This is a genomic window from Pseudorhizobium sp. NPDC055634 (assembly GCF_053618655.1).
In genome coordinates, this window is the sequence record NZ_JBSHHW010000003.1 from 13,012 (window position 1) to 25,203 (window position 12,192).

The window sequence follows — 12,192 nt, forward strand, 5'->3', positions numbered from 1 at the left end:
ACATTGCGTGTGTCGGCAAGTCGCACTTACTGGGGCGATCTTGGTCGTGGGCCAATATTCTCCGCTTCTACTTCGCTTATCGGACAGGATGCGCCTATATGGGGACTGCTGGATGCTAGGATAACGCGATGGAGTGGCAGGACAGGATGAACCAGGAGAATGGCAGCGTCGAATATCGGCCGGAGCGGCAGCCCGTCTTCAACCTGCCGCGGGTCCTCCTTCTGACGATCCTGCTGCTTGGCGGGCTCTATCTCGTCGAAGCGCTGTTCCTGGACGATGACGCGGTCGGCACGTTCCTGTTCCACATGGCCTTCACGCCGCTGCGCTATGTCTATCCGCTTTCCGAGCAGGGGCCGGAATGGTTCACGACGCCCGTGACCTACTCGCTGCTTCACGGCGGCATCGAGCACCTCGCGTTCAACGTGCTGTGGCTCACCGCCTTCGGGGCGCCCGTCGTGCGCCGGATCGGGACGACCCGCTACGTGATCTTCTGGATATTGTCGGCTGCGGCTGCGGCCTTCTTCCACGCTGCACTCCACTGGGGCGAGCAGACGGTCCTGATCGGCGCGTCGGGGGTGGTGTCCGCGCTCATGGGCGCCGCCTGCCGCTTCGCCTTTCCGGTTCGCGGCGGCTTCGACAGGACTTACGGACATCTCTATCCGAGACAGTCTATCCTGGGAGCGCTGCGAAACCGCACCGTCGCGGTCTTCGTGGCGATCTGGTTCGTGGGCAATGTCCTGATCGCGATCGGCCTTCCGCTGTTCGGCCAGGACGCCGGGCAGATCGCCTGGGACGCGCATATCGGCGGCTTCCTCTTCGGATACCTGCTGTTCGGCTTCTTCGATCCGGTTCCGACCGCAACCCGTTGAGGGTGCTCCTCCGGTATATTGCATTCCCCGCCGTGTAGGGGCACCATCCATGGACGGATATCGCTCAAGGGGGAGGGCGCTAGCCGCGTGCACCTGGTATGCGAGGAGAAAGCCATGTCCATCGTCGTCAAGAATATGCTGGATGCGAAGGGTCGCGATGTCGTCACCGTCGGGCCAGACAAGTCGCTTCTGCAGGTCGCCGGAATTCTTCACCAGCGGAAGATCGGCGCCATCGTCGTGACAAGCGTGGACGGGGCGATAGCCGGCATCTTCACCGAGCGCGACATGGTGCGCGCCCTGGCGGAGAAGGGAGCCGCAATCCTCGATCAGCCCGTATCCTCGGTGATGACCGTGAATGTTCAGAGATGTCGCGAAGACACGACCGTGAACCAGCTGATGGAAATGATGAGCAGCGGCCGGTTCCGTCACGTCCCTGTCGAGGAAGGTGGCCGGCTTGCCGGCATCATTTCCATCGGTGACGTGGTGAAGTCGCGCATCCGCGAGGTCGAGATCGAGGCGGAGGAGATCAAGGCCTATATCGCTGGCTGAACCCGGTGCCGGGTCAGCGCGCGAACACTTCCTGCATCCGCTGCAGCGCGGCGATCTGGTTCATCGTCTCGGCATAGCCGCGATCGATCGCCTCGCCGGCCCGGTGGAACTCGGAAAGGCCGATGTCGCTAAGGCGGGGATGCAGGGCGAGATCCGGCGGATCGCCCGCAAGTCGCGCGCGAGAAATCCGTTCCTGGATGATATTGAACGCCTGCACCATGACGCCAGGCAGGCCGAGATGGTGCTCCGTCTTGTTCCGGGGCGGCTCGACCGCCTGGAAGCTGGCGCTGTGCTTGACGACGGCCGACCGGCCGAAGATGTCGTAATTGAGATTTACGGCGACCACCAGCGGCTGTTCATAGGCGCGGCAGACCGAGGTCGGGACCGGGTTCACCAATGCGCCGTCCACCAGGGTGCGGTTGTTGCATGTGACCGGTTCGAAGATGCCGGGGAGTGCGTAGGAGGCGCGCAGCGCCGTGATCAGCGAACCGTTGCCGATCCAGACTTCATGGCCCGTATGGAGTTCCGTCGCGACCGCCACGAAGGTCCGGTCGAGGTCTTCGATGGAGAGGCCCTCGAGGTGCTCCTGCATGCGCTTGGTGAGGCGCATGCCGCCGAGCAATCCGCCGCCGCCGATCGTGAGGTCGAGAAGCCCGGCGATCCGTCGCATGGTAAGCGAGCGCGCGAAGGTCTCAAGTTCGTCGAGCTTGCCGGCGAGATAGCATCCGCCGACCAGCGCGCCGATCGAGGTGCCGGCGACCATGCCGACCTCGATGCCGGCTTCGTCGAGCGCACGGAGGACGCCGATATGCGCCCAGCCGCGCGCCGCGCCGCCACCGAGCGCCAGCGCAAGCTTCGCCTTCTTCGGGACATCGATTGCAACGGGTTCGGAGGGGCGAGCGGAAGCGGGATCCGAGGGCGTAAGGGCCTGATCGCTGCGACTCCAACTCCAGTTCAGCATCAGAACCTCCAGGCTGACGATTTCCCGAGGTGCAGGAAAGCATGGACAGGTTGCGAAAAGGTGTAGGTGTCCGCCAGTCTGTCACAGAATGCGACGCGCGGCTACTTTGTTCCCCCCGGGTTGTAGACTTCCGCGGGGTCGAAGTGCCGGTGGTCGTCAGCGATCCGGAGGACGGCGGTTTCGTCGCGTTTCTCGACGACGCGATAGAAACAAGAGCGTCTTCCCGTGTGGCACGTGGCGTCGTGTCCGGCGACGGATACCTTTATCCAGATCGCGTCCTGGTCGCAGTCCGTGCGGATCTCGTGAACCGTCTGCAGATTGCCGGAGGTCTCGCCCTTCTTCCAGATCTTGGCCCTGGAACGGCTGTAGTAGTGGGCGATCCCGGTGTCGATCGTCAGTGCCAGCGCCTCGGCGTTCATGTGCGCGACCATCAGAAGCTCGCCATCGGCGACGTCGGTCACGACGGCCGTCACGAGGCCGTTGGCATCGAACGAAGGCGCCAGCGGACCGGCGCCTTCCTGTTCCGCCTTGTCGGAGGACGGCCGGGGAAAGTCACGGAGCATGGGCGCCTCAGCGGTTGCGAACGAGGGTCAGGAAACGCGCCTGCTCGGCGGCATTGTCCCTGTATTCGCCGGTAAAGGTGGTGGTGAGCGTCGTCGAGCCCTGCTTCTGCACGCCGCGCATGGCCATGCACATGTGCTCCGCCTCGATCATGACCGCCACGCCGCGCGGCTTGAGCGTCTTTTCGATCGCCGCGGCAATTTGCGCCGTCAGGTTTTCCTGCGTCTGGAGGCGCCGCCCGAAGATATCGACCACGCGGGCAATCTTCGAAAGGCCGAGCACGCGGCCGTTCGGCAGATAGGCGACATGGGCCTTGCCGTTGATGGGCAGCATGTGGTGTTCGCAATGGGAGTAGAACGGGATGTCGCGAACCAGCACGGCATCGTCGTAGCCGGAGACTTCCTCGAAGGTGCGGCCGAGAACCTCCTCGGCCGAGAGCGCGTAACCGGAAAAGAGCTCGCGATAGGCGGTCGCGACCCGCTTCGGCGTGTCCAGCAGGCCTTCGCGCTCAGGGTTTTCGCCCACCCAGCGCAACAGGGTGCGGACGGCCTCCTCGGCCTGCTCCTGCGTCGGGCGGCTCTCGGTCTGGCCGGAGGCCGGGAAATTCTTCACAACTGCGTCCATTGCTGTCTCCCGGGCAACAACCATCGGGCCTATGTCTCATCAACCGCCATCGACCGGCGGGTTGTGGTTTCAATCCGCGTAATTGACCCTTTAGAGCTTCATTTACAAGATATTATGGTCTCAATTTCCCGGATTCGGCGGCAAAGCATCGCTTTCTTGATCCTTGCCCGCTTTGGTCACATATACGTATGGCATCATAAATCAACACGACCGGGGCGTCGCGACTGCGGCTTACCGGGGAAATTCCAAGCCGGATCACTCACGACATGGACGACATCTATAATAGCAAGATCCTCGAACTGGCCGGCAATATCCCGAGGTCCGGGCGGCTGGAGGATGCCGATGCGACCTCGGAAAAGCACTCCAAGCTCTGCGGGTCGCGCGTGCGCGTCTACGTCAAGGTGCGGAACGGCGTCGTCTCCGATTTCGCCCACGAGGTGCGGGCCTGTGCGCTCGGCCAGGCGTCGTCCTCGGTGATGGCAAGCCATGTCGTCGGCGCCACTCCCGACGAGGTCCGCACCGCGCGGGAAGAGATGCTGGCCATGCTGAAGGCGGACGGCGACGGGCCGTCCGGTCGCTTTGAGGACATGCGCTACCTCAGGCCCGTGAAGGACTACAAGGCGCGGCACGCATCGACCATGCTGACCTTCGACGCCGTCGTCGATGCGCTCGACCAGATCGAGGCCGGAGCGGAACAAAAGATCGTCGTCTGACATGTGCGAGCGAACCGACTGCAGCCATCCAAGACCGGAAAGACGGTCCCGCAACTGGCAGGGGCCGTTCCCCCGCACTCCCGGTCGGCTGGCTGGCATGGGGCTTGTCCGGCTTTACCAGCTGACCCTCTCGGGCTTCATCGGGAATTCCTGCCGTCACATCCCCACCTGTTCCGAATTCGGGTACGAGGCGATTGCCCGCCATGGATTGTGGGCCGGCGGCTGGATGGCGCTCTTTCGCGTCGGACGCTGCGGCCCGGGTGGAACCTCGGGTCTCGATCCCGTTCCGGACAAGCTTCAGCCCCGTCAGAAATGGTGGCTGCCATGGCGTTACTGGCACTCCCACGCGTGACCCTCGCGCTTTACTAGGTCCCTGAAAACCTCTATCAACCGGCGCGTTCGCAGCCGGCGGCCGAGGCAGGGCGCCGGTCATTCACACCACCCGCATTCGTTGGCGGGACTGGACCAAGGAGCAGTCATGTCCCAATCCGTTTCCCTTACCTTTCCCGATGGCTCCGTCCGCGCGTTCGACGCCGGAACGACCGGCCGCGACGTCGCCGAATCGATATCGAAGTCGCTGGCGAAGAAGGCCGTTGCCATCACCGTCGACGGCGCGCTGCGCGATCTTTCCGATCCCGTCACCGACGGTGCGATCGAGATCGTCACGCGAACCGATCCCCGCGCGCTCGAACTGATCCGCCACGATGCAGCGCACGTGATGGCCGAGGCCGTGCAGGAACTGTGGCCGTCGACGCAGGTGACGATCGGGCCGGTCATCGAGAACGGGTTCTATTACGATTTCGCGCGGGACACGCCGTTTACGCCTGAAGACCTGCCGAAGATCGAGGCGAAGATGAAGGAGATCATCGCCCGCAACAAGCCGTTCACCAAGGAAGTCTGGCCGCGCAACAAGGCGCGGGAAGTGTTTGCGTCCAAGGGCGAGGACTACAAGGTCGAACTGGTGGACGCGATCCCGGAAGACCAGGACCTCAAGATCTATTACCAGGGCGACTGGTTCGACCTCTGCCGCGGGCCGCACATGGCCTCCACCGGACAGATCGGCACGGCCTTCAAGCTGATGAAGGTGGCTGGCGCCTACTGGCGCGGCGATTCCAACAACCCGATGCTGACCCGCATTTACGGCACGGCCTGGGCGACGCAGGAGGAGCTCGACCAGTACCTCCACGTGCTGGCCGAGGCGGAAAAGCGCGACCACCGCAAACTCGGCCGGGAAATGGATCTCTTCCATTTTCAGGAGGAAGGCCCCGGCGTGGTGTTCTGGCACGGCAAGGGCTGGCGGATGTTCCAGACCCTCGTCTCCTACATGCGCCGCCGTCTCGCCGGAGCCTACGAGGAGGTCAATGCGCCCCAGGTACTCGACACCTCGCTCTGGGAGACCTCCGGTCACTGGGGCTGGTACCAGGAGAACATGTTCGCGGTGAAATCCGCCCATGCGCTGACCAATCCCGACGATCCGGAAGCCGATGACCGCGTGTTCGCGCTGAAGCCGATGAACTGCCCGGGGCACGTCCAGATCTTCAAGCATGGTCTCAAGTCCTACCGGGAATTGCCGATTCGCCTGGCGGAATTCGGTCTCGTGCATCGCTACGAACCGTCCGGCTCGCTGCACGGCCTGATGCGCGTCCGTGGCTTCACGCAGGACGACGCGCATGTATTCTGCACCGATGAGCAGATGGCGGCGGAATGCCTCCGCATCAACGACCTGATCCTGTCCGTCTACGAGGACTTCGGCTTCAAGGAGATCGTCGTCAAGCTCTCCACCCGGCCGGAAAAGCGGGTCGGCTCGGACGATCTCTGGGATCGCGCCGAGACGGTCATGATGGATGTCCTGAAGACGATCGAGGCGCAGTCGGGCGGCCGCATCAAGACTGGCATCCTGCCGGGCGAGGGCGCCTTCTACGGTCCGAAGTTCGAGTACACGCTGAAGGACGCGATCGGCCGCGAGTGGCAGTGCGGCACGACGCAGGTCGACTTCAACCTGCCGGAGCGCTTCGGGGCCTTCTACATCGACCAGAACTCCGAGAAGCGGCAGCCGGTGATGATCCACCGCGCGATCTGCGGCTCGATGGAGCGCTTCCTCGGCATCCTGATCGAGAACTTCGCCGGTCATATGCCGCTCTGGTTCGCACCGGTGCAGGTCGTCGTCGCCACGATCACGTCCGATGCCGACGATTACGGCCGCGAAGTGGCCGAGACGCTGCGCGACGCCGGCATGGTGGTCGAGACCGACTTCCGCAACGAGAAGATCAACTACAAGATCCGCGAGCACTCGGTCACCAAGGTTCCGGTGATCATCGTCTGCGGCAAGAAGGAAGCGGAAGAGCGTTCGGTCAACATCCGCCGGCTCGGTTCGCAGGCGCAAACCTCGATGTCGCTCGCCGAGGCGCTCGATGCGCTCTCTCTGGAGGCAACGCCGCCGGACCTGCTCCGCAAGGCGAAGGCGCGGAAACCTGCCGCCTGAACACGTTCAAGCCCGCCCGGAAACGGGCGGGCTTGAAGATTGCCGCCGTCAGTTCCGCAATGCGGTATCGTTGAGCAGCCCCATCTCTGCGGGCTGCTCCTTCATTAGGACCTCGACATCGACGTTCTCGGCGGCCTTGACGCTGAAGGAGCGCTGATAGATGCGGTCCTTGTTCCGGGCGATCGCCAGGTAGTCGCCCTCCGCCAGCACCATGGTGGAAAAGGCGCTGACGCTCTCGTTGACGATGTCGCCCGCAGCCGTGAGCACCGACCATGCGGTGTCGGCGATCGCTTCTCCGCCCGGCTGCGAGACGAGCTTCAGGGTGATTTCCGCGGCCCTGTGCTGGAGGGTGGCTTCCAGCAGCTTGCCGGCTTCCACCTGGATGTCGGCGCGCACGACGGCATTGACGTCGCCGTATTCGGAAACGACGTGATAGGTGCCGGCATTGAGGCGCACGATCGTGTCCGGGCTCACGTCCGCCATCACGAGACCCCGCTCGCCGTCCTCGCGGACTTCGGAGGAATAGATCGAGAAGCGGAGACGATAGGGGGGAACGGGCGCGCCGGAGCCGGAAACCGCGTCAAAGACGACGCCGCCCGCATCGAGAACCATCACCTGGGGGGCCACCTCACCCTCGGCCGGGACCGTCAGTTTCTTGGTGACGCCCGCACGCCCGAATGCGACATTCACGAAATAGTCGCCCGGCACGAGCTGGAAAGAGGCGTCCCCACCTTCCGCACTCGCGACCAGAGGCAGCTTGCCGTCCTCGCCCGAAATGGGGCTGAAGACGCGCCAGGTCAGGCCTTCCTTGAGAACTTCCTCGCTGTTCACCAGCTTTGCCCGAAACTCGACATCCTTCGCCGCGGCAGCGTCCAATCCGGCGCCCGTGGCCGAGAAGGCGTTGAGCTTCGGCATCTTCGCAGTGCTGGTGAGCTGCTTGAATGTCTTGAAGGCTTCCTCGGCGCGTGCACCTGCGACAGGCATCACTGCAAGGGCGCCGGCAAGGGCGCAGCGGGCCGCGAGGGAAATGCCTGTCATTGACGTCAACCGGTTGACTCTTCTACTGCTAGGGCTCACTTCAAGACCAATCCTGCGGCAATTTCAAGACTTTCCTCCCTGACCGTTCCGAAAGGACGACTCAAGTATGCAAACCGACATCAAGCTTGTGGACTATCTGCGTAGCCGACACTCGACGCCGGTAGCCCAGATCGGGGAACCCGGGCCTTCGGTCGCCGAACTGGAGTCGATTCTCGGCTTCGCGTCGCGTGTTCCGGACCATGGAAAGCTGGCGCCCTGGCGCTTCATCGTTTACCGCGGCGCGGAGCGGGCGAGGCTGGGCGACGCCTTCCTGTCCATCCTGCTGAAGCGGTCCGTCGATCTCGACGATGCGGGCCGAGACGCCGAGCGCAACCGCTTCCTGCGGGCGCCGCTCGTCGTCGGTGTGGTCAGTACCGCAGCACCCCACGTGAAGATACCGGAATGGGAGCAGGTCCTGTCGGCGGGAGCCGTATGCCTCAATATGCTGATGGCCGCGAGTGCCCACGGCTATGTCGCCAACTGGCGCACGGAATGGATCGCCTACGACGACAATGCCCTTGCCGAACTCGGCGTGAGGAAGGGCGAGCGCGTCGCCGGCTTCATCCATATCGGCTCCAGCGACTTTCCGGTTCCCGACCGCCCGAGGCCGGAACTGGCGAGCATCGTCACCTATGCGGGGTCGGGTGAAGCCTGATGTTCTATGCGACCGATACCAATGACCACGGCCTGAAGCATGATCCGTTCAAGGCGATCGTTGCCCCGAGGCCGATCGGCTGGATCGGCACGAAGGGGCGCGACGGCTCCTGCAACCTCTCGCCCTACTCCTTCTTCAGCATCGTCTCCGATGTGCCGAAGATCGTGATGTTTTCCTCGAGCGGCCGCAAGCACAGTCTCCGCAATGCCGAGGAAACGGGTGTCTTTACTGCAAGCCTTGCAAGCCGCCACCTCGCCGAGCAGGTGAATGCATCCTCCGTGACGGTTCCTTATGGAACGGACGAGTTCGCCATCGCCGGCCTGTCGCCGGTAATGGGGCGGCTCGTCGAGGCGCCCTATGTGAAGGAAGCATATACGGCACTCGAATGCAGGCTGACCGAGGTCATCCAGCCGCGCACCCTCGATGGTGGCCGCGCGGACTCCTTCATGGTCTTCGGGCAGGTTGTCGGCATCCACATCCGCGAGGAAATCATCCGGGACGGCCGGATCGACATGGGCATCATGCGCCCGCTCGCCCGCATGGGCTACCATGACTATTGCGACGGCGGTGCCGAAGTCTTCCAGATGACCCGTCCGCCCGCTCCATAGAGCGGGGGCTGGTTAATCGGCATGGTGAACCAATCATAAACATTTACCGGCTACCGTCTGGTCATTCGGCGATGCGCGCCACGCGCGTCCCGTAAGCCGGGGTTCGTAGTGATTATTCAGGCATTTATTCGTTGGCTCGAGACAGCCGCCGTTGGCGACAGGGCCAAGGCCGCCAATGCGCTAGCGCGCGTCTATCTCGCATCCCGCCTCAAGCCGGAACAGCAGCAGGCGGCGCTTCTGGCCATGTCGCACCTGCTCAATGATCCGGCGCCGCAGGTCCGGCTTGGCCTCGCCCGCGGACTGGCGGCGGATCCGGCCGCGCCACGTTCGATCATCCTCGCGCTTGCCGAGGATCAGCCCGAAATCGCATGCACCGTCATCGCCTGCTCGCCCGCCTTCCAGGATGCCGACCTGGTCGACCTGATCGGCCGCGGTGACGGACTCACCCGCGGTCTGATCGCGACCAGGCCCGGTCTTTCCCGTGCCGCATGCGCGGCCTTGGTGGAGGTCGGGGAGGTGGGAGACATCGTGCTTCTTCTGGAAAACGCGACGGCGGCATTGTCTCGCGGAAGCCTGGCGCGAACCGCCGAACGGTTCGGTCATGACGCCGAGGTCAGGCAGTTGCTGCTCGATCGGGCCGATGTCCCTGCAGAGGTTCGCCAGCGCCTTGTATCGAAGCTCGGAGAGGCGCTTGCCCGGTCCAGCCTTGTCTCAGGCGTTCTGGGCGGTCCGCGGCTGGAGCGCCTGACGGCCGAGGCGACCGAAGCGGCGACGCTCACCATTGCGGGGGCCGCATCCCGCGCCGAATTGCCGGCGCTCGTCGAATACATGCGGGGTTCGGGAAACCTGACCCCGGCGCTTCTCGTCCACGCGCTCTGCACCGGAAGGGCCGATTTCCTTTCCGAGGCGATTGCGGCGCTCTCGGGACTGGACGAGCCGCGCGTGCGCGCCCTGCTGGCGAGCGGCCGGGCACCGGCCGTCCGCGCGCTCTTCCAGTCGGCGGGCCTTCATCGTGACGTGGCGACGGTCTTCGTCGCGGGCACGCTTCTCTGGCGCCAGGCAGGCATGATGGAGACGGCGGCCGGCATATGCGAGAAGCTCCTGTCGGAATGTCGTCCGCTCAGGGAAAAGTCGGCCATCGTGTCTGATCTTCTGGAAATCGTGGACCGGCTCCAGCGGTCCGAACTGCGGGCTGCGGCGCGTTCCTATGCGCTGGAAACCGCACTGGCCGCCTGACCCTCTCAGTCCCGAAGTCTCTTTGCGACCCAGGAATAACTGTCCTCGACGAGCCGGATCGGCTGATGCACCAGTGTCCGTACGCCTTCGGTGGTCGGCAGCACGGCGCGTACGCGCGAAATGGCCCTGGAGGCGAGGCTCGTCTTGGCTTCCTGGGTGAGCATGACCTGTGGCAGCGGCGCTTCCGGCTCTGTAAGGGGCGCGGCGGCAAACTCGCTCTCCTCCGGCTTCTGGCATACCGCGATCACCATCGGATAGGAGGCGTTGGCATAGTCAGCCAGTTCCGCTTCCGAATCGACGCTGCACGTCTCGATCGTCGGCCAACGCCTCTCCGAAGTGGCCACGTAATGGCATTCCGTAGCGCTGTCGTCACACCCGAGAATGGTCAGCACGATGATGGCGGCGTTCATCTCTTCCCCCTGGTCGATGAAACTGTGGCGGGCGATCTTGGCCCAATGAAGGCCGGCTCGCCGGCGACCTGTCACTCCCTGCTCGGCCTTTTTCCGCCGGCCGATCGCGTCGCCGAGATCCCCGGCGCGTCATGCTTTCTCGTGCCTTCTAAGCGCGCGGGCGGACGGACGGACGCTCTCAGGGGGAGGAAATCGTCCTGATCGGCGCGACGTCCGGTTTGTAGTCGGGGTCGATGTCGGTAGGCTTCTCCTCCTCCGTCGGATCGACCAGCTTCACTTCGCGGATCCATTCCCGCCAGATCGACACGATCAGCGCCATGAGCACCGGGCCGATGAAGAGGCCCAGGAACCCCATGGTCTTGACGCCGCCGACGAGGCCGAAAAAGGTCGGGAGGAAGGGCAGCTTGATCGGGCCGCCGACCAGTCGCGGACGGATCGTCTTGTCGACGATGAAAAGCTCGACCGAGCCCCAGACGAAGAGCGCAATCCCTGCGACATACGAGCCGCTTGCGACGAGATAGACCGAAACCAGGGTGAACGACAGCGGCGCCCCGCCGGGGATCAGTGCCATGATCCCGGTCAGTACGCCGAGCGTGACGGGCGAGGGGACGCCGGCGATCCAGTAGGCGATGCCGAGGACGATGCCTTCGCCGATCGCGATCAGGGTCATGCCTGTGACGGTCGAGGTGATCGTCGCCGGTACGATGCGCGAAATCCTTTCCCACCGTGCAGGCAGGATGCGTTCCCCCAGGAGGTCGATCTGGCGGCTGAACGATGCCCCGTCCCGGTAGACGAAGAAGAGGGCGATCAGCATGAACAACAGCGTCAGCAGCAGGTGGAAAGCACCGTCGCCGGCCGCGATGACGGCCCGGTAGATGTTGCCGATGTTCGCGCCGCTGACGATCTGGATGAGTTCACCGACGGCGCCGGGCGAACCGACGTTCCTGTCCCATTGCTGGGTAAGCCATTCCCCCACGCCGGGCAGAGCCGCGATCCAGTGCGGCACCGGGGCGCCCTTGTCATTGACTTCCAGGATCCAGCCGACCCATTCGCGCACTTCTCCGATCGTATAGGAGATCGCGATCCCGACCGGGATGACGAGAAATGCAATGATGAAGAGGATGGCCAGCGTGGCACCGACTGTCGTGTTGCCGCCGACATTGCGCAACAGTTTCCTGTAGAGCGGCCAGCTTGCGAAGCCGATGACGAGTGCTGCAAGCACCGGCACGACGAAGCCGTGGAAGAAGTAAATCCCGGCAATGACGATCAGGATCAGGAGCCAGCGGGCGGCCGAAATCGGCGGAATAAGCGCCGTGCGGCTGGGCGCCACAGGCCCCAGCCAACGAGGTCCATCCGGTAAATGTGGGGGTCTGCTCACCAATGCTCCTAGTCTGTCCGCTTGCGTCATCGCGATATCTAATAATTATTGCACAGGTTACACGTAGCG

The 12,192-nt window shown here is 63.9% G+C and carries 14 protein-coding genes; 8 read left to right on the plus strand and 6 right to left on the minus strand.

The window, feature by feature from the left end:
* Positions 1–146: 146 nt before the first annotated feature.
* Together ACWGPT_RS05235 and ACWGPT_RS05240 are read left to right on the plus strand one after the other, a co-directional pair.
* Positions 147–869: a rhomboid family intramembrane serine protease gene (locus ACWGPT_RS05235; protein WP_452604934.1), complete on the plus strand. Its 723-nt coding sequence runs from the start codon at positions 147–149 to the stop codon at positions 867–869.
* A 114-nt stretch (positions 870–983) separates the two neighbouring features.
* Positions 984–1,418 (plus strand): CBS domain-containing protein, encoded by a 435-nt coding sequence (locus tag ACWGPT_RS05240; protein ID WP_452604543.1) that lies wholly within the window; start codon positions 984–986, stop codon positions 1,416–1,418.
* Positions 1,419–1,431: 13 nt separating this feature from the next.
* Here the strand turns inward: ACWGPT_RS05240 and ACWGPT_RS05245 are convergent, their stop codons facing one another.
* The 3 genes from ACWGPT_RS05245 to folE all read right to left on the minus strand — a co-directional run bounded on the left by ACWGPT_RS05245 (position 1,432) and on the right by folE (position 3,564).
* Positions 1,432–2,379, minus strand: coding sequence for a patatin-like phospholipase family protein (locus ACWGPT_RS05245; RefSeq protein WP_452604544.1), 948 nt, complete (start codon positions 2,377–2,379; stop codon positions 1,432–1,434).
* Between the two features lie 101 nt (positions 2,380–2,480).
* A complete protein-coding gene (hisI, locus tag ACWGPT_RS05250; protein ID WP_452604545.1) occupies positions 2,481–2,942 on the minus strand; it encodes a phosphoribosyl-AMP cyclohydrolase in 462 nt (153 codons plus the stop codon).
* 7 nt (positions 2,943–2,949) lie between these two features.
* Positions 2,950–3,564 carry a GTP cyclohydrolase I FolE gene (folE, locus tag ACWGPT_RS05255; protein WP_452604546.1) on the minus strand — a complete coding sequence of 205 codons (615 nt, stop codon included), beginning with the start codon at positions 3,562–3,564 and terminating at the stop codon, positions 2,950–2,952.
* A 266-nt stretch (positions 3,565–3,830) separates the two neighbouring features.
* Here folE and ACWGPT_RS05260 point away from each other — a divergent pair, with 266 nt between their 5' ends.
* The 3 genes from ACWGPT_RS05260 (at position 3,831) to thrS (ending at position 6,759) form a co-directional block, all read left to right on the plus strand.
* Positions 3,831–4,277, plus strand: coding sequence for an iron-sulfur cluster assembly scaffold protein (locus ACWGPT_RS05260; RefSeq protein WP_452604547.1), 447 nt, complete (start codon positions 3,831–3,833; stop codon positions 4,275–4,277).
* A 1-nt stretch (position 4,278) separates the two neighbouring features.
* On the plus strand, positions 4,279–4,629 hold the full coding sequence (yidD, locus tag ACWGPT_RS05265) for a membrane protein insertion efficiency factor YidD (protein ID WP_452604548.1): 351 nt from the start codon (positions 4,279–4,281) through the stop codon (positions 4,627–4,629).
* Between the two features lie 126 nt (positions 4,630–4,755).
* On the plus strand, positions 4,756–6,759 hold the full coding sequence (gene thrS, locus ACWGPT_RS05270; RefSeq protein WP_452604549.1) for a threonine--tRNA ligase: 2,004 nt from the start codon (positions 4,756–4,758) through the stop codon (positions 6,757–6,759).
* 48 nt (positions 6,760–6,807) lie between these two features.
* On the opposite strand, the gene ACWGPT_RS05275 is transcribed toward thrS, so the two are convergent.
* Positions 6,808–7,797, minus strand: coding sequence for a hypothetical protein (locus tag ACWGPT_RS05275; protein ID WP_452604550.1), 990 nt, complete (start codon positions 7,795–7,797; stop codon positions 6,808–6,810).
* Positions 7,798–7,903: 106 nt separating this feature from the next.
* On the opposite strand from ACWGPT_RS05275, the gene ACWGPT_RS05280 reads away from it, so the two are divergent.
* The 3 genes from ACWGPT_RS05280 to ACWGPT_RS05290 all read left to right on the plus strand — a co-directional run bounded on the left by ACWGPT_RS05280 (position 7,904) and on the right by ACWGPT_RS05290 (position 10,335).
* On the plus strand, positions 7,904–8,491 hold the full coding sequence (locus ACWGPT_RS05280) for a nitroreductase family protein (protein WP_452604551.1): 588 nt from the start codon (positions 7,904–7,906) through the stop codon (positions 8,489–8,491).
* Entirely contained in the window at positions 8,491–9,099 is a 609-nt protein-coding gene (locus ACWGPT_RS05285) for a flavin reductase family protein (protein ID WP_452604552.1), read from the plus strand. Before ACWGPT_RS05280 ends, ACWGPT_RS05285 begins: the two co-directional genes overlap by 1 nt.
* Before the next feature lie 108 nt (positions 9,100–9,207).
* Positions 9,208–10,335 (plus strand): DUF2336 domain-containing protein, encoded by a 1,128-nt coding sequence (locus ACWGPT_RS05290; protein WP_452604553.1) that lies wholly within the window; start codon positions 9,208–9,210, stop codon positions 10,333–10,335.
* Between the two features lie 5 nt (positions 10,336–10,340).
* On the opposite strand, the gene ACWGPT_RS05295 is transcribed toward ACWGPT_RS05290, so the two are convergent.
* Both ACWGPT_RS05295 and ACWGPT_RS05300 read right to left on the minus strand, forming a co-directional pair.
* On the minus strand, positions 10,341–10,745 hold the full coding sequence (locus ACWGPT_RS05295) for a hypothetical protein (protein ID WP_452604554.1): 405 nt from the start codon (positions 10,743–10,745) through the stop codon (positions 10,341–10,343).
* Positions 10,746–10,923: 178 nt separating this feature from the next.
* A complete protein-coding gene (locus ACWGPT_RS05300) occupies positions 10,924–12,153 on the minus strand; it encodes an AI-2E family transporter (protein ID WP_452604555.1) in 1,230 nt (409 codons plus the stop codon).
* Between the last annotated feature and the right edge of the window lie 39 nt (positions 12,154–12,192).